Source organism: Kineosporia sp. NBRC 101677 (assembly GCF_030269265.1).
In the GTDB taxonomy this organism is placed as follows: Bacteria; Actinomycetota; Actinomycetes; order Actinomycetales; family Kineosporiaceae; genus Kineosporia; species Kineosporia rhizophila.
Genome location: NZ_BSTA01000005.1, coordinates 520,089 through 538,842, shown reverse-complemented (window position 1 = coordinate 538,842; position 18,754 = coordinate 520,089). Strand labels below are relative to the sequence as shown.

Sequence of the window (18,754 nt, the reverse complement as noted above, 5' to 3'; positions counted from 1 at the left end):
ATGGAGTCCGCAAGTGAGTGATGACGACAAGCTCCGGTATTTCCTGCGGCGGGTCACGGCGAACCTGCACGAGACCCGGCAGCGGCTCGCCGACATGGAGTCCGCGGCCGGGGAACCGATCGCGATCGTCGGGATGGGCTGCCGCTTCCCGGGCGGCGTGACCAGCCCGGAGTCGTTCTGGGACCTGATCGCCGGCGGGGTGGACGCGATCTCGCAGTTCCCCGACGACCGCGGCTGGGACCTGAGCGACTCCCAGGTCGAGGCGGGCGGTTTCATCGAGGGCGCCACCGAGTTCGATCCCGGCTTCTTCGGGATCAGCCCGCGTGAGGCCGTGGCGATGGACCCGCAGCAGCGCCTGATGCTGACGGTCGCCTGGGAGGCGCTGGAGCGCGCCGGGATCGACCCGCTGACGCTGCGCGGTTCGTCGACCGGTGTGTTCGCGGGCGCCTCGCACTCCGGCTACGGCTGGGGCTCCGGCGCGCTCGAGGGGCACCTCGTCACCGGTACTTCTGCCAGCATTTTGTCCGGCCGTATCGCCTACACCCTGGGCCTGGAAGGGCCCGCCGTCACGGTCGACACCGCCTGCTCCTCGGCCCTGGTCTGCCTGCACCTGGCCGCTCGCGCGCTGCGCGCCGGCGAGTGCTCGATGGCCCTGGTCGGCGGCGTCTTCGTGGCCTCCACGCCGGTCATGTTCACCGACTTCAGCGCCCAGCTCGGCCTGGCCCCGGACGGGCGCTGCAAGGCCTTCGGCGAGGGCGCCAACGGCATGGGGGTGGCCGAGGGCTCGGGCATGGTCGTGCTGGAACGGTTGTCCGACGCACGCAAGAACGGTCACCAGGTGCTCGCGGTGATCCGCGGCAGCGCGATGAACCAGGACGGCGCCTCCAACGGGCTCACCGCGCCGAACGGCCCCTCGCAGCAGCGGGTGATCCGGGCGGCGCTGGCCGACGCCAAGCTCTCGCCGGCCGACATCGACGCGGTCGAGGCCCACGGCACCGGCACCTCGCTGGGCGACCCGATCGAGGCGCACGCCCTGCTGGCCACCTACGGCCAGGACCGCCCGGAGGACCGGCCGCTGATGCTGGGCTCGGTCAAGGCCAACATCGGGCACGCCCAGCAGGCCGCGGGCATGGCCGGGCTGATCAAGATCGTGATGGCGCTGCGCAACAACCTGCTGCCGCGCACCCTGCACTCCGAGCAGCCCTCGTCGCACATCGACTGGGACTCGGGCAACGTCCGTCTGCTCACCGAGGAACGGCCCTGGGAGCCGGGGGAGCGCCCGCGCCGGATGGGCCTTTCCGGGTTCGGGATGAGCGGGACGAACGTCCACGTGATCCTCTCGGACCCGCCGGAGCCCGAGGCCGCCGCAGCCGAGGAGCCGGAAGAGGGCGCGGCCCCGGCCGAGGAGATCGAGGAGGAGGTGCCGGTCCTGCCGGTGCTGTCCTCCGCGCCGTCGGTTTGGGTGGTTTCGGGGCGTACCGAAGCGGGTCTGGCCGAGCAGGCCACCCGCCTGGCTGCTTTCACCCAGGACCGGCCCGAGCTGGAACCGGCCGACGTCGCCTGGTCGCTGGCGCACACCCGTTCCCTGTTCGAGTACCGGGCGGCGGTGCGCGCCGAGAGCCGCGAAGACCTGATCGCCGGTCTGCAGGCGCTGGCCGCAGACCGCCGCGACCCCAACCTCACCTCCGGCATAGTCACCACCACGGGCAAGACCGTGTTCGTGTTCCCCGGCCAGGGCGCGCAATGGGCCGGCATGGGCGAGGAGATGCGCCGCACCTCGCCCGTCTTCGCCGCCCGCCTGGCCGAGTGCGCCGCCGCCCTGGCACCTTACGTCGACTGGAACCTGGAAGACGTTCTCGCCGGGCGGGAAGGTGCACCCGGCATCGAGCAGGCCGCCGTGGTGCAGCCCGCCCTGTGGGCCGTCATGGTCTCGCTGGCCGCGGTCTGGGAGGCCTCGGGCATCGTCCCGGACGCCGTCGTCGGGCACAGCCAGGGCGAGATCGCGGCCGCGTGCGTGGCCGGGATCCTGTCGCTGGAAGACGCCGCCCGGGTGGTCGCGGCTCGCAGCCGGGCCCTGTCCGGTCTGGCCGTCGAGGCCGGGATGCTCTCGGTCGTGATGCCCGTGGCGGCGGTCGAGGAACTGCTGGCTACCAAGGAGAGCTGGCCTGAGCGGCTCTCGGTCGCGGCCGTCAACGGCCCGGCCACCACGGTGGTCTCCGGTGACCTGGACGCCCTCGACGAGTTCGAGCGGGCCCTGTCCAAGCGACGCATCCTGCGCTGGCGCATCCCGCAGACCGACTTCGTGGCGCACTCCGCCCGGGTCGAGCCGCTGGCCGCCGTGCTGCGCGAGCAGCTGGCCGCGATCACACCGCAGGCCGGCCGGGTGCCGCTGTTCTCCACGGTGACCGGTGAGCGGATCGACGGGCTCACCATGGACGCCGGCTACTGGTACTCCAACGTGCGCGAGCGCGTTCGCTTCCAGGACGCCGTCGTCGCGGCCGCCCGCTCCGGTGCCCGCACCTTCGTCGAGGTCTCGCCCCAGCCGGTACTGGCCGGGCCCATCGGTGAGACCTTCGAGGAACTGGCGCTGCCCACCGCGCCGGTGGTCACCGGCACTCTCGAACGCGAGAACCCCGGCGCTGCTCGCTTCCTCGCCGGACTGGCCCATCTGCACGTGCACGGGGTGAAGGTCGACTGGGCGCGGGTGCTGCCGTCCGGCTCGGTGGTCGACCTGCCCACCTATGCCTTCCAGACCGAGCGCTACTGGCTGGAGCCCGCCGCGGCCAAGGCCGTGCAGCGCGAGATCGAGCGCACCGATACGGCCTCCTGGCGCTACAGCGTCGAATGGATGCCGGTGGCCGGTTCCGGCCCGGCCCGGCTTTCGGGCCGCTGGGGCCTGGTGACCGGCGACGAACCAGATGTGGCTCAGCACTGCCGCCAGATGCTCAGCGCTCACGGCGCTGAGGTGCTGGAGATCGCCGGAGCCGGCCTGGACCGGGCCGCGCTCGCGGCGGCGGTGTCGGGTCTGAACGGTGTGACCGGCGTGTTGTCGCTCCTGGCCCTCGACGAAACACCGGTTTCCGAAGCAGAGGACGTGGTGGCCGGGGTCGCGGGCACGCTTGCCTTGATTCAGGGGCTGGGTGACGCGGGCGTCGAGGCTCCGTTGTGGATGCTCACCTCCGGTGCGGTGGACGCGGTGGAGGGCGACGAGCTCACCTCTCCCGTTCAGGCGCAGGCCCGGGCCCTGGGCCGGGTGGCGAGCCTGGAACACCGCGACCGCTGGGGCGGTTCGATCGACCTGCCGGTGAGCGAGTGGGACGGCGCCCAGAGTGCCCGCCTGGCCACGGTGCTGTCCGGCACCACCGGCGAGACCGAGGTGGCGATCCGCTCCGAGGGCCTGTTCGGGCGCCGCCTGGTGCCGGCCGACGTCGAGCACGAGAGCGACTGGCGGCCCGAGGGAACGGTCCTGATCACCGGCGGCACCGGGGCCATCGGCGGGCACGTCGCCCGCTGGCTGACCACCCGCCAGGCCCGGCGCATCGTGCTCACCAGCCGCTCCGGCCCGGCCGCGGCCGACCCGGTCCTGCTCGCCGAACTGGCCGAGGCCGGGTGCACGGTCGAGGTGATCGCCGCCGACGTGTCCGACCGCGCTGCCCTGACCGCGCTGCTGGAGCACATCTCGTCCTCCGGCCCCGAGCTGTCCAGCGTCATGCACACCGCCGGGTTGGTGGACAACGGCACGCTCGATCGACTCGACGTGCCCCGTCTGGCCAAGGTGCTCGCCGCCAAGGCCACCAGTGCCGCCCTGCTCGACGAGCTCACCGGCGACCTCGACGCGTTCGTCCTGTTCTCCTCGGCCGCAGCCACCTTCGGCGGCGGTGGGCAGGGCAACTACGCCGCCGCCAACGCCTACCTCGACGCACTGGCCCAGAACCGCCGCCACCGTGGCCTTCCCGGCACATCCCTGGCCTGGGGGCCGTGGGCCGGCGGCGGCGTGGCCCAGTCCAGCGAGAAGACCAAGCAGCGCCTGGCCCGCAACAGCTGGGAAGTCCTGATGGACCCGGCCCTCGCCGTGAAGGCGCTGGGCGAGGCCCTGGACGGCGACGACACCGCGCTGACGGTGATGGACGTTGACTGGTCGAAGATGTCCGGCGTGCCGGGCATGTCCGACCTGCACACCGTTCCGCTCGTGCGCGACCTGCCCCAGGTGCGCGCGCTGGCCCCCGAGGTCGTGGTCGAGAGCAGCGGGGTCAAGGCCGACGGCGCCCTGGCACAGCAGCTGCTGCGCCTGTCGCGGACCGAGCAGGAGCGCATCCTCACCGACCTGATCCGCTCCGAAGTGGCTGCGGTGCTGAACTATCCGTCGCTGCAGAGCGTGGACGCGGCCCGGGCCTTCAGCGAGCTCGGCTTCGACTCTTTGACCGCCGTGGAACTACGCAACCAGCTCAGCAGCGCCACCGGGCTGCGGCTGCCCGCGAGCCTGCTGTTCGACTACCCCACGCCGTTGGTCTTGGCCGGTCACCTGAGGACGGGTCTGATCGGCGATGTGGGCGCGGCTGCGGTTGAGCCGGTGGCCGGGCACGCGTCGGCCGTCGACCTGGAGCCGATCGCGATCGTCGGGATGGGCGGGCGTTACCCCGGCGGCATCGACGGCCCCGAAAGTTTCTGGCAGATGCTGGACTCCGGCTCCGAGGGCATCTCCGGCATCCCGGTGAACCGGGGCTGGGACACCGCGAACCTGTTCGACCCGGACCCCGACCAGCCGGGCACCGCCTATGTGCAAGCAGGCGGATTCGTCCAGGAAGCCGGGCAGTTCGACCCGGCGTTCTTCGGGATCAGCCCGCGCGAGGCGCTGGCGATGGACCCGCAGCAGCGCCTGCTGCTGGAAACCTCCTGGGAGGCCCTGGAACGGGCCGGGATCGACCCGCTCTCGCTGCGCGGCTCGGCCACCGGGGTGTTCGCCGGCGGCTACAGCTCCGGCTACGCGATGGGGCTGCAGACCTCGCCGGAGGGCACCGCTGGGCTGGAAGGCCACATGGTCACCGGCAACGCGGGAAGCGTCATCTCCGGCCGGGTCTCGTACCTGCTGGGCCTGGAAGGGCCCTCGCTGACCATCGACACCGCCTGCTCCTCCTCGCTGGTGGCCATGCACCTGGCCGTGACCGCGCTGCGCTCGGGCGAATGCCGGCTGGCCCTGGCCGGCGGTGTGACGATCATGGCCACCCCGGCCGAACTGGTCGGCTTCTCCAAGCAGCGCGGCCTGGCCCAGGACGGGCGCTGCAAGTCGTTCTCCTCCTCGGCCGACGGCATGGGCATGGCCGAAGGTGCCGGGCTCATCGTGCTGGAGCGTCTTTCGGACGCCCAGCGCAACGGCCACCCGATCCTCGCGGTGATCCGCGGTACCGCCGTCAACCAGGACGGCGCCTCCAACGGCCTGACCGCGCCCAACGGCCCCTCTCAGCAGCGCGTCATCCGCGCCGCCCTGGCCAACGCCGGGCTGACCACTGACGACATCGACGCGGTGGAGGCCCACGGCACCGGCACGGTGCTGGGCGACCCGATCGAGGCCCAGGCCCTGGCCGCCACCTACGGTGCCGACCGCACCGATGAGCGGCCGCTGCTGCTGGGCTCGGTGAAGTCGAACTTCGGGCACTCGCAGGCCGCTGCCGGTGTGGCCGGAGTGATGAAGATGGTGCTCGCGCTGCAGCACGAACGTCTGCCGCAGAGCCTGCACTCGGCCGAGCGCTCCCCGCACATCGAGTGGGACGGCTCGGGCCTGCAGTTGCTGTCCGAGCCGGCCGAGTGGCCCTCCCGGCTGGCGTCCGAGGGGACGCCGCGCCGCGCCGGAATCTCGGCCTTCGGGATCAGCGGGACGAACGCGCACGTGGTGATCGAGGAAGCGCCGCTCCCGGTCAGTGAAGATCCGATTGAGGACGCCCGTGAGGCTCCGGGTGGCTCGGGCGCCCTGGTCGCTGCAGACGGTTCGATGGTGGTCGAAGCCGGGGCTGCTGCCGAACAGTCTGAGCAGTCCGGCCGGGCGTTGGTGGGTGGCCCCGTGGTCTGGCCGGTCTCGGCGCGCAGCACGGTGGCGTTGCCCGCGCAGGCTTCGCGGCTCGCGGAGTTCCTGCTCGCGCGTCCGGCGTGTGACGCGGCGGCGGTGGGGCGTTCGCTCGCCACCACACGCTCTTCGTTCGAACACCGCGCGGTTGTGCTGGGCTCAGGGACCGACGAATTGCTGGCGGGCCTTGCCCATCTGGCGGGTGGGGCTTCTTCGGCGACTGGTTCGGCGGGTCTGACCGGCGTTGGTGAGGCTTCGGACGCCGCTTCCGTCATCACCGGTGTCGTACCGGCCTCCGCCCCGCGCGTGGGCTTCGTGTTCGCGGGTCAGGGCGCGCAGCGGGCCGGTATGGGCCGGGAGCTCTACGCCGCCTCGCCTGTGTTCGCGGACGTGTTCGACCGGGTCTGCGCCCTTCTCGAGCCTGAGGTGGGCCTGCCCATCCGCGAGGTCGTGCTGAGCGAGGGGGCGGACCCGCGCGCCGACCGCACCGGTTACGCCCAGGCCGGGCTGTTCGCCGTCGAGGTCTCGCTGGTCGCGGTGCTGGCCGCGGCCGGGGTCGTGCCGGCGGCGGTGGCCGGGCACTCGGTGGGTGAGATCGCTGCGGCCTACGTGGCCGGGGTGCTCACGCTGGAGGACGCCTGCCGCCTGGTGGGTGCGCGGGCGCGGCTGATGGAGGCCCTGCCCGAGGGCGGGGCGATGGCGGCGGTCGCGGTCACCGAGGCCGAGATGCTCGCCGAGCTGGCGAAGGAGCTGCCGACCGGGCTGTCCGGCGACCCGTCGCAGGACCGTGCTGCTGGATCCTCGGTCCGTCTGTCCGACGTCGTTTCGGTCGCTGCCGTCAACGGCCCCTCCTCCGTCGTCATCTCCGGCGACGAGGCGGCGGTCGACGCCCTGGTCGAGTTGTGGCGCGAGCGCGGCCGTCGGGTGCGCAAGCTGCGGGTCAGCCACGCCTTCCACTCGGCCCGGATGGAGGCGGTGCTCGACGAGCTGAGCGCCGTCGCCATCGGCCTGCCGCACGCCACGCCGACCATCACCTGGGTGGGCGCGCTGACCGGTGACGTAGTGACCAACCCGGAGCCGGGCTACTGGCCCGCGCAGGCCCGTCAGGCCGTCCGGTTCGCCGATGCGGTCACGTCGATGGCGGCGCAGGACGTCTCGGTGTTCATCGAGATCGGTCCCGACGCGACGCTGTCGGGGATGGGCCCGGGCGTGCTCGATTCGGCCGAGTTCGTGCCGCTGCTGCGCGCCCAGGCGCCGGCCGCCGAGTCGGTGACCACGGCCCTGGCCCGCGCTCACGTGCGCGGGGTCGAGGTGGACTGGACGGCGGTGCTTCCGCCCGCGCCGATCGTGCCGCTGCCCACCTATGCGTTCCAGCACCAGTACTTCTGGCCCGGTGGACCGCAGCGGCTGCGCCCGGTGGGGGAGTCTGGATCGGGCACCAGCGACTGGCTGTACCGCACGTCGTGGGTCTCCGCGCCGGTGGCTCCCGCCTCCACGCTGGACGGGACCTGGCTGATCGTCACCGGCGAAGCGGGCCGCGAGCGGGCCGAAAAGTTCGCACGCGCAGTCACTGTCGCCGGTGGGGAAGCTGCATTCGTCGAGCTGTCGGCCGGATCGGTCGACCGTGCCGGTGTCGCTGAGCAGGTCCGGGCTGCCCTCGGCGACGGTCTGAGCGGTGCGGACGGGGTTGGGGGTGGTGCTTCGGGGGATGCCGTTTCGGGTGTGATCTCGTTCCTGGCGCTCGATGATGCGGTGCTGCCGGGTGCTCAAGCAGTTCCGGCCGGTGTCGCGGGCACCCTTCTGCTTCTTCAGGGCTTGGGCGACGCCGAGATCGCTGCTCCGCTGTGGGTGCTGACTCAGGGCGCCGTCTCCACCTCCGACTCCGACCCGCTCACCTCGCCCGCCCAGGCTCAGGTCTGGGGCCTGGGACAGGTCGCGGCGCTGGAGCACCCGGACCGTTGGGGCGGTCTGCTCGACCTTCCCACCGACCTCGGTGACTCGACGACGTCCACAATCATTGCTGTTCTGGCCAACCGCCCCGGTGAGGACCAGCTGGCGATCCGGGCGGACAAGGTCCTGGCCCGCCGCCTGACCAAGGCCGTGGGCGTGCCCGAGCGGGCGCCGCGCTACAGCGGCACCGGCACGGCCCTGGTCACCGGCGGCACCGGCGCGATCGGCCGGCGGGTCGCGCGCTGGCTGGCGGCGCACAGTACCCCGGGCCTGGTGCTGACCAGCCGCACGGGCGCCCTGGCCGGCGGTGTCGCCGAGCTGGCGGCCGAACTGGCCGAGGCGGGCAGCGCTGTCGAGGTGCTGCAGGCCGACGTCTCGCAGCGCACAGACGTCGTGGGTCTGCTGGCGCACATCGACCATCTGAAGACTGTCGTGCACACGGCCGGCATCGTTGACGACGGCGTGCTGGACCGGCTGGACCCGTCTCGGTTCGACTCCGTGCTCGCGGCCAAGGCCCAGGGGGCGGCGCTGCTCGACGAGCTGACCGTCGACCTCGACTCGTTCATCCTGTTCTCCTCCTCGGCGGCTACTTTCGGCGGTGGCGGGCAGGGCAACTACGCCGCGGCCAACGCCTATCTCGATGCCCTGATCCAGAACCGCCGCGACCGTGGTCTTCCCGGCACCTCCCTGGCCTGGGGGCCGTGGGCCGGAGGCGGTATGGCTCAGGCCGACGACGCCGTGCGGCAGCGCCTCGAGCGGGGCGTACTGCGGGCCCTGGCTCCCGACCGGGCGCTCGATGTGCTCGGCCACGCGCTCGCCGGCCACGCCGAGGGCGTGCTGACCGTGATGGACGTGGACTGGGCCAAGGCGGGCGCCACGGCCGGGCTCGCGCAGATGCCGCTGGTGCGGGAACTGCCGGAAGTCCAGGCGTTGCTGCGGGCGGCCGAATCGTCGGTGCCGGTCGTGCAGGCCAACGACCTGACGCGCCGGCTGTCCGGGATGAACCGGGCCGGGCAGCTGCAGAACCTCACCGATCTGGTGCGTTCCGAGGCCGCGGCGGTGCTCGGACATGCGGGCGCGGCGGCCGTGGACAGCGAGCGCCCGTTCAGCGACATCGGGTTCGACTCCCTGACCGCGGTCGAACTGCGCAACCGCCTCACCGCCCTGACCGGGCTGACGCTCCCGGCGACCCTGGTGTTCGACCACCCGAGCCCGGCCGTGCTGGCCGCCTTCCTGCGGGCCGAACTGCTGGGCGACGCCGACCAGGGCCAGATCGCGCGGGGCCCGGCCGCGGTCGACGACGACCCGATCGCGATCGTCGGTATGGCCTGCCGTTTCCCCGGCGGGGTGGAGAGCCCGGAACAGTTCTGGGAGCTCCTGGCCAGCGGCACCGACGCGGTGACCGGCTTCCCGGTGGACCGCGGCTGGGACCTGGACACCCTTTTCGACGACGACCCCTCACGGCCGGGCAGCTCGGTCACCCGCGCCGGTGGTTTCGTGCATGACGCGGCCGACTTCGACCCCTCGTTCTTCGGGATCAACCCGCGCGAGGCGCTGGCGATGGACCCGCAGCAGCGCATCCTGCTGCAGACCTCGTGGGAGGCCGTGGAGCGGGCCGGGATCGACCCCCGCTCACTGCGGGGGAGCGAGACCGGCGTGTTCGCCGGGTCCGGCTTCAACGGTTACGGCGTGGGCGCCGAGGACAGCGGGCTGGAGGGCTACCAGCTCACCGGCATGGCCGCCAGCGTCATCTCCGGCCGGGTCTCCTACACCCTGGGCCTGGAAGGCCCCGCCGTCACGGTGGACACGGCCTGCTCCTCCTCGATGGTCGCCCTGCACCTGGCCGCCCAGGCGCTGCGCTCGCAGGAGTGCAGTCTGGCGCTGGCCGGCGGTGTGACCGTGATGGCGGTGCCCACCGGGTTCTCGGAGTTCTCCCGCCAGCAGGGCCTGGCCTCCGACGGGCGCTGCAAGGCCTTCTCGGCCTCGGCCGACGGCACCGGCTGGGCCGAGGGTGCGGGCATGCTCGTGCTGGAAAGGCTTTCGGACGCCCGCCGCAACGGCCACACGGTGCTCGCCCTGGTCGCGGGGTCGGCCATCAACCAGGACGGCGCGTCCAACGGCCTCACCGCACCCAACGGCCCCTCGCAGCAGCGGGTCATCCGGGCCGCGCTGGCCTCGGCCGGTCTTTCCACGAGTGACGTGGACGTGGTCGAGGCGCACGGTACCGGCACCACGCTGGGCGACCCGATCGAGGCGCAGGCTCTGCTGGCGACCTATGGGCGCGACCGGGACGAGACCCGTCCGTTGTGGCTCGGCTCGGTGAAGTCGAACATCGGGCACACCCAGTCGGCGGCCGGTGTGGCCGGCGTGATGAAGATGGTCCTGGCCCTGCAGAAGGGGGTGCTGCCGCGCACCCTGCACGTCGAGCGGCCCACCGACCAGGTGGACTGGTCGGCCGGGCGGGTGCAGCTGCTGACCCAGGAACAGCCGTGGCTGCCCGAGGGCCGTCGGCGCCGGGCCGGTGTCTCCTCGTTCGGCATGAGCGGCACCAACGCTCACGTCATCCTGGAAGAACCGCCCGCCGTCGACGTGGTCGACGCCGTCGCACAGATGCCCCAGGCGGCTCCGGCGCTGGGCCGGGTGCTGGCCTGGCCGGTGTCCGCGCGCACACCGGAAGCCCTGCGGCGCCTGGCCGCCCGGCTCACCGACCGGCTCGAGCACGCCGACGGAATGGACCCGGCCGACGTGGCCTGGTCGCTGGCCACCACCCGCTCGTCGTTCGAGCACCGGGCCGTCGTGCTCGGCCTCGACCGTGACGAGCTGATCGCCGGACTGGCCGCCCTCGCCGAAGGAACGTCCGACGCCGGTGTGGTCACCGCCGCCTCCGGCTCGGCCGGTGCGCCCGTGTTCGTGTTCCCCGGCCAGGGCTCGCAGTGGGTCGGCATGGGCCGCGAACTGGCCGCAGCATCGCCGGTGTTCGCCGCCCGCCTGGCCGAGTGCGGTGCCGCCCTGGCGCCGTTCGTGGAATGGGACGGCCGCTCGCTCGATGAGGTCCTCGGCGACGAAGAGGCTCTGCAGCGGGTGGACGTGGTGCAGCCCGCCCTGTGGGCGGTGATGGTCTCGCTGGCCGCCACCTGGCAGGCCGCCGGAGTGGAACCGGCCGCCGTGGCCGGGCACTCGCAGGGCGAGATCGCGGCCGCCGTGGTGGCGGGCATCCTGTCCCTGGAGGACGGCGCCAAGGTCATTGCCCGGCGCAGCCGCGCCCTGCGGGCCATCGCCGGTCAGGGTGGCATGCTGTCGATCGCCGAGCCGGTGGAGGTCATCACCGGCCGGATCGAGCCGTGGGCCGGGCGGGTCGCGGTCGCCGCGATCAACGGCCCGGACGCGACGGTCATCTCGGGCGACCTGTCGGCCCTGACCGAGATCGCCGAGGTGTGCGAGAAGGCCGGGGTGCGGCGTCGGCTGCTTCCGGTCGACTACGCCTCGCACGGCCCTCAGGTCGACGCGTTGCGCGAAACCGTGCTGGAGGCGCTGGCCGGCATCGCGCCGCAGGCCGGGCAGATCCCGCACACCTCGTCGCTGACCGGTGGGCTGATGGCCGGGCAGGACGCCGGGCCGGACTACTGGTACGCGAGTCTGCGCGCCACGGTCGAGTTCTCGCACGCCATCCAGACGCTGCACCACGCCGGGCACAACGTGTTCATCGAGGTGTCGCCGCACCCGGTGCTGGTCAACGCGATCAGCGCCACGGTGGAGCGGGAGATCGAGGTCGCGGCCGAGGACGGCGCCGAGTTCGCCGAGCCGGTGGTGGCGGGCACGCTGCGCCGCGAAGACGGCACGGCGCAACGGTTCCTGACCTCGCTGGCCGAGGTGCACGTGCGCGGTGTGCGGGTGGACTGGGCCTCGGTGCTCACACCCGGCGGCACGGTCGCGCTGCCCACCTATCCCTTCGCCCGCGAGCGGTTCTGGGTGGAGGGACGCCTGGCGCCTCGGCGTTCGGACGTGGCTGCGGCGGGAGACTCGGGGGCGGACCTGCGATACCGGGTCACCTGGACGCCGGTTGCTGCGAGCGGGGCGGCCGGATCGGTGGAGCCGGATCAAAAGTGGCTGCTGGTCGTGGGCCCGGCCGGTGCCTCCTGGGCCGAGGTGGTGGCACGGACGCTGGCTGATCGCGGTGCGGACGTCGTGGTCGCCGCAGTGCCCGTCGGCGGGGTTGAGCCCCAGGTGGGCACGTTCGCAGCAGCGACGGTGGTCGAGGGCGCGGTTGTCGCTGCGCCGAGTTCGGCCGAGGTTGCGCGCTGCGTCATCATGAACCGGTTGCAGGAGGCATTGACCGGTGGCCCGGTGGCCGGGGTCGTGTCGTTGCTCGCCCTGGAAGAACTCACCGTGTCCGACGCCGGAGCACTGTCGACCGGGCTGGCCTCCACGGTCGGGCTCGTGCAGGCGCTCGGTGACCTTGGGCTCGATGCACCGCTGTGGGTGCTGACCTCGGGTGCCGTGGCGGCTGGGGCGGACTCGGCTCCGCACAACCCGGCGCAGGCGCCGGTGTGGGGCCTGGGCCGCGTGGCCGCGCTGGAGCACCCGGATCGCTGGGGCGGTCTGATCGACCTGCCGCAGGAACTGGACCCGGCTGCGGCGGAGAAGCTGGTCGGGCTCCTCGCCCAGGGGCCGATCGCGGCAACTGCCCAGGGCTCGCCGTCCGATGCGAAGACGGGGGCCGAGGACCAACTGGCCATCCGGGGCGCGGGCGTGCTGGCCCGGCGTCTGGCGCGGGCGGGACGCCCTCGCAAGCAGATCAACACCTGGACGCCGCGCGGCACGGTCCTGATCACCGGCGGCACCGGCGCCATCGGTGGCCGCCTGGCCCTCCTGGCGGCCGAGCGGGGCGCGACCCGGGTGGTGCTCACGAGCCGCTCCGGGCCCGAGGCCAGCGGCGTCGCGACCCGGGCGGCCGAACTGGCTCAGCAGGGCACAACAGTGGACGTGGTGGCCGCCGACGTGGCCCGGCGCGAGCAGGTTTCCGGGCTGGTCTCCTTCGCCGGGCACCTGAGCTCCGTCTTCCACGCCGCGGGCGTGGGTGGCGGCGACCCGCTGAACGAGCTCACCATCGAGGCGCTCGCTGCGGCGATGGCGGCCAAGGCGTCCGGTGGCGCCCACCTGGACGAGCTGGCCGGGGACGACCTGGACGCGTTCGTGACCTTCTCCTCCGGCGCGGCGGTCTGGGGCAGCGCGCACCTGGCCGGATACGCAGCCGCCAACGCGGCGTTGGACGCGCTGGTCGAGAGCCGGCGGGCACGGGGCCTGGCCGGTACGTCGGTGGCCTGGGGGCTGTGGGGCGGCGGGGGCATGGCTGAGGGCCGCTCCGGCGAGTTCCTGCAGCGCATGGGCCTGCGTGAGATGGATCCGGAGGTCGGCATCGAGGCCCTCACGGCCGCGCTCGACCACGGCGACGTCACGCTCACCGTGGCCGACGTGGACTGGGAACGGTTCGCATCGGTGTTCAGCGTGCACCGGCCCAGCCCGCTGATCACCGGCGTGGCCGAGGCGCGGGCTGCGCTCACCGCGACGCCCTCCTCGCCGACACCCCCCGCGGCACCGGACAACGCCCTGGCCGCCCGCCTGTTCGGGCTGACCCGCGCCGAGCAGGCCCGCACGCTCACCGACCTGGTGCGCACCGAGGCCGCGATCGTACTGGGCCACAGCTCGGCCGAGGCTCTTCCGGCCGGCAAGGCGTTCCAGGAGCTGGGCTTCGACTCGCTGACGGCGGTCGACCTGCGCAACCGGCTGGGCGCGGCCACCGGGCTCACGCTCCCGGCGACTCTGGTCTTCGACTACCCGACCCCGTCCGCCCTGGGCACCTTCCTGCGCTCCCGCCTGCTCGGCGACGAGACCCCGGCACGCGAGACCGGCTCGCGGGCATCCTCCGACGAGCCGATCGCGATCGTCGGTCTGGGGCTGCGGTTCCCAGGCGGCGCAGACACCCCGGAGTCGTTCTGGAAGCTGCTGTCCGATGGCGCGGACGTGGTGGCGGACCTGCCCGCCGACCGCGGCTGGGACATGAACGCCATCCTCGACGCCTCACCCGACGGCCGGGCCCCGAAGGGCGGCTTCCTCTACGGCGCCGGCGAGTTCGACCCGGGCTTCTTCGGGATCAGCCCGCGCGAGGCCCTGACCATGGACCCGCAGCAGCGACTGCTGCTGGAGACCTCGTGGGAGGCGCTGGAACGGGCCGGGATCGACCCGGGCAACCTGCGCGGATCGGCCACGGGCGTGTTCATCGGCGCCTCCTGGTCCGGCTACGGCCTGGACCGGCACGGCGGCGGAGACCAGGGGCACCTGCTCACCGGTACGTCGAGCAGCGTGCTCTCGGGCCGGATGTCGTACGTGCTCGGGCTCGAAGGCCCCGCGGTCTCCGTCGACACGGCCTGCTCCTCCTCCCTCGTGGCGATGCACCTGGCCAGCCAGGCGCTGCGCTCGGGGGAGTGCGGGCTGGCGCTGGCCGGTGGCGCCTTCGTCGCCGCCACGCCGGTCATGTTCACCTCGTTCAACACCCAGCTCGGCCAGGCGTCGGACGGGCGCTGCAAGGCGTTCGGCGCCGATGCCGACGGCATGGGCATGGCCGAGGGCGCCGGTGTGCTGGTGCTGGAGCGGCTTTCGGACGCCCAGCGCAACGGGCACCGGATCCTGGCGGTGATCCGCGGCAGCGCGGTCAACCAGGACGGCGCCTCGAACGGCCTCACCGCGCCGAACGGTCCCTCGCAGCAGCGGGTGATCCGGGCGGCGCTGGACTCGGCCGGACTGCAGGCGAGCGACGTGGACGTGGTCGAGGCGCACGGCACCGGCACCTCGCTGGGCGACCCGATCGAGGCCGGCGCTCTGATGGCCACCTACGGTCAGGATCGCGGCGAGAGCGCGCCGCTGTGGCTGGGTTCGGTGAAGTCGAACATCGGCCACACCCAGGCCGCCGCGGGCACGGCTGCGGTGATCAAGATGGTGCTGGCCCTGCAGAACCAGGAACTGCCGCGCACCCTGCACGTGGACGAGCCGTCCCCGCACATCGACTGGAACGCCGGGGACGTGCGCCTGCTGAGCGAGCCGGTCGCCTGGACCTCCGGTGGGCGAGTGCGGCGTGCGGGCGTCAGCGGGTTCGGGATGAGCGGCACCAACGCGCACCTGATCCTCGAAGAGGCTCCCGCGCCGGTCGAAGCGCCGATCGAGGACGAGTCGGGCGCGCCCGCGGTTCTGGCCGAACCGCTCGCGGTGTGGCCGGTTTCCGGACGGACCCCGCAGGCGCTCGCGGCGCAGGCCCAGCGCCTGATCGAGGGCCTGATCGAGGGCCTGAGCCAGGAGACCGGGGCCGAGGACGTGGCCTGGAGTCTGGCCACCGGACGGGCGGCGTTCGAGCACCGGGCCGTCGTCGTCGGCAGCGACCGCGCCGAACTCCTCGCCGGTCTGAGCGCCCTTACTGAAGGCGCATCTTCGTCCTCGGTGATCGGGGGAGTGGCTGACGGACGTCCTCGGGTTGGCTTCCTCTTCGCCGGCCAGGGCGCGCAGCGCGGCGGCATGGGACGCGAGCTGTACAGTGCCTCGCCGGTTTTCGCGGCGGCGTTCGACGAGGTCATGGCACTGCTGGAGGACGAGCTCGGGCCGCAGCTGCGGGAGCTGGTGCTGGGCGAGGCGGACGACCCGCGCGCCGACCAGACCGTGTACGCCCAGGCCGGGCTGTTCGCGGTCGAGATCGGTCTGCTGGCGGTGCTGAAGGCGGCCGGGGTCACGCCGGACGTGGTGGCTGGGCACTCGGTCGGTGAGATCGCGGCGGCCTGTGCGGCGGGCGTTCTGAGCCTGAGCGACGCCGCAGCCCTGGTCGCGGCCCGGGGCCGGCTCATGCAGGAGCTGCCCACCGGCGGGGCCATGGCGGCGCTGGAGGCCACCGAGGCGGAGGTACTGGGGACCCTCGTGGAGGGGACCTCGATCGCAGCGGTGAACGGACCGACGTCCATTGTTGTCTCTGGTGACCAGGACGCCGTGGACGCCCTGGTGGAGGGGTGGCGCGAGCGCGGCCGGCGGGTGCGGCGGCTGCGGGTCAGCCACGCGTTCCACTCGGCGCGGATGGAGCCGGTGCTGGCCGAGCTGGGCCGCACCGCCGAGCTCCTCGAGCACTCCTCGCCGACCGCGACCTGGGTGGGGGCGCTCACCGGTGAGGTCGTCACCGACCCGTCACCCGCCTACTGGCCGCAGCAGGCCCGGGAAGCGGTGCGGTTCGCCGACGCGGTGCGCACCATGCGGGCCGCCGGGGTGAGGGTGTTCGTCGAGATCGGACCGGACGGGACCTTGTCCGGAATGGGCTCGGGCGTGCTGGCCGAAGACACGGATGCGGTGTTCGTTCCGGTGCGTCGTGAGCAGCTCAGCGCTTCGGAGGGTGTGCTGACGGCGCTGGCCCGCATCCACACGCACGGCGCCGACGTGGACTGGGCGCGGGTGCTCCCGGCCGGACGCACCGTGGACCTGCCCACCTACGCCTTCCAGCACGAGCGGTTCTGGGTCGAGCCCGCCACCGAGCCCGCCACCGAGCCCGCCACCGAGGACTCCGCATTCTGGAAGGCGGTCGAGGACGGCGACGCAGACGCGCTGGGCCTGCAGGACCAGGCGCAGTTGGACGCGGTGCTGCCGATCCTGAACTCCTGGCGCTCGCGCCGCAGCGCGCAGTCGGCCACCGCCGGCCTGCGCTACCGGGTCGACTGGGAGCCGGTGCCGGCGCTGAACACCGCCGTACCTGCGGCTTTGGCGGGCACCTGGCTGGTTGTGACGGCCTCGGACAGTGGGTCGGGGGCGGATGCGGGCACGTCCGGTGAGGTGACCGGCGCGGTTGATCGGGTCTTGCGTGGGGGTGGCGCCGAAGTGTTCGGTGTCGCGGTGACCTCGGAGGACGACCGGCGCACCATCGCCGGGAAGGTGGCCAATGCGTTGGCCGCCCAGAGCAGCGACGGCGGCGATGCGCTGTCGGGTGTGCTCTGGCTGCCTCCGGCCGGGTCCGACGCGGGTCTGCTGCGCACCGTCGAACTGGTGCAGGCGCTCGGCGATCTGGCCGTCGAGGCCCCGCTGTGGGTGCTCACCCAGGGCGCGGTCTCGCTCGGAACGGACATCGCGGACGCCCCGGACCCTGCCCAGGCGGCGATCTGGGGCTTCGGCCGAGTGGCCGCGCTCGAACACCCCGAGCGCTGGGGCGGTCTGGTCGACCTGCCGGCCTCGCTCGACGACACCTCGATGGCTGCTCTCGGTGCGGTGCTGGCCCAGAGCGAGCCCGGTCACGAGGACCAGGTGGCCCTGCGTGGGGACGTCCTGGCTCGCCGGCTCGTGCATGCGGCACCTTCGCGTCCGGTCGCCTTGGACGAACAATGGACGCCGCGTGGCCCGGTCCTGGTGACCGGTGGCAGTGGGGCGCTGGGCGCCCGGGTGGCCCGCTGGGCGGCCGAGCGCGGCGCCGAGCACCTGGTGCTGACCAGCCGCTCGGGTGCGCTGGCGGCCGGTGTCGGTGAGCTGGCGGCCGAGCTGGCCCGCAGTGGGACTGAGGTGAGCGTGCTGGCCGGGGACATCGGCGAGCGCGACCACGTCGCCGGGCTGCTGGGCTGGATCGCCGACCACGACGCGCCGGTGGACTCCGTGTTCCATGTGGCCGGCACTCCCGAGGCGGTGGCGGTCGAGGCCGTGGACGCCGAGGGCCTGCGTAAGGTCACCTCGGCCAAGGCCGATGGCGCCCTGTGGCTGGACCAGCTCACCGCCTCGCTGCGGCTGAGCGCGTTCGTGGTCTTCTCGTCGATCTCGGCCACCTGGGGCAGCGGGCACCAGCCCGGCTACGCCGCGGCCAACGCCTACCTGGACGCCCTGGTCGAGAACCGCCGGGCCCGGGGCCTGGTGGGTATCTCGCTGGCCTGGGGACCCTGGTCCGGCGCAGGCATGGCGGCGCTGGGCGAGGCCGAGACCGCCTTCCGCTCAAGGGGTCTGCGCTACCTGGACGGCGACCGGGCCATGACGGTCCTGGCCGACGCCCTGGACGCGGGCGATGCCCTGCTGACCGTCGCGGACGTCGACTGGGACCGGTTCGCCGGGGTGTTCACCCTGCGCCGCCCCAGCCCGCTGCTGCTCGGTCTGCCCGAGGTGCGCACCGCCCTGGCCACCGAAGACGTGCCCGAGACCACCGGCGTGGTCCATGACCTGACCGCCCGCCTCGAGGGCCGCCCGCGGGCCGAGCAGGACCGTATCCTGACCACCCTGGTCCGCACCGAGGCGGCCGCGGTGCTGGGCTACGCCTCGATCGAGCCGGTCGGTGCCTCGAGGGCGTTCAAAGACCTGGGCTTCGACTCCCTGACCGCCGTGGAGCTGCGCAACCGCCTGATCGCGGCCACCGGGCAGCGCCTGGCCGCCACCGTGGTCTTCGACTACCCGACCTCCGCCGACCTCGCCGCGCACCTGCGCGGCAGCCTGCTGCCCGAGGTGAACACCGCCCCGCCGGTGTTCACCGACCTGGACGCCCTGGAAGCCCGTCTGTCGGACATCCCGCAGGACAGTGCAATTCGGGCGGACGTCACCGTGCGGCTGCAGACTCTGCTCTCGAGCTGGATCGGCACCGGCCAGACGGGCGACGTGGCCCAGGACGCGGCGCAGCGCCTCGAGACCGCGGACGCCGACGAGGTGTTCGACTTCATCGACCGGGAACTCGGGGTCTCACCCCTCGATGGCCAATGACCC

1 pseudogene is annotated in these 18,754 nt (G+C 73.1%); it reads left to right on the top strand.

The window, feature by feature from the left end:
- Positions 1-16 precede the first annotated feature (16 nt).
- Positions 17-18,751 (top strand): annotated as a pseudogene (locus tag QSK18_RS17715) (type I polyketide synthase); the annotation flags it as partial.
- Positions 18,752-18,754 lie beyond the last annotated feature (3 nt).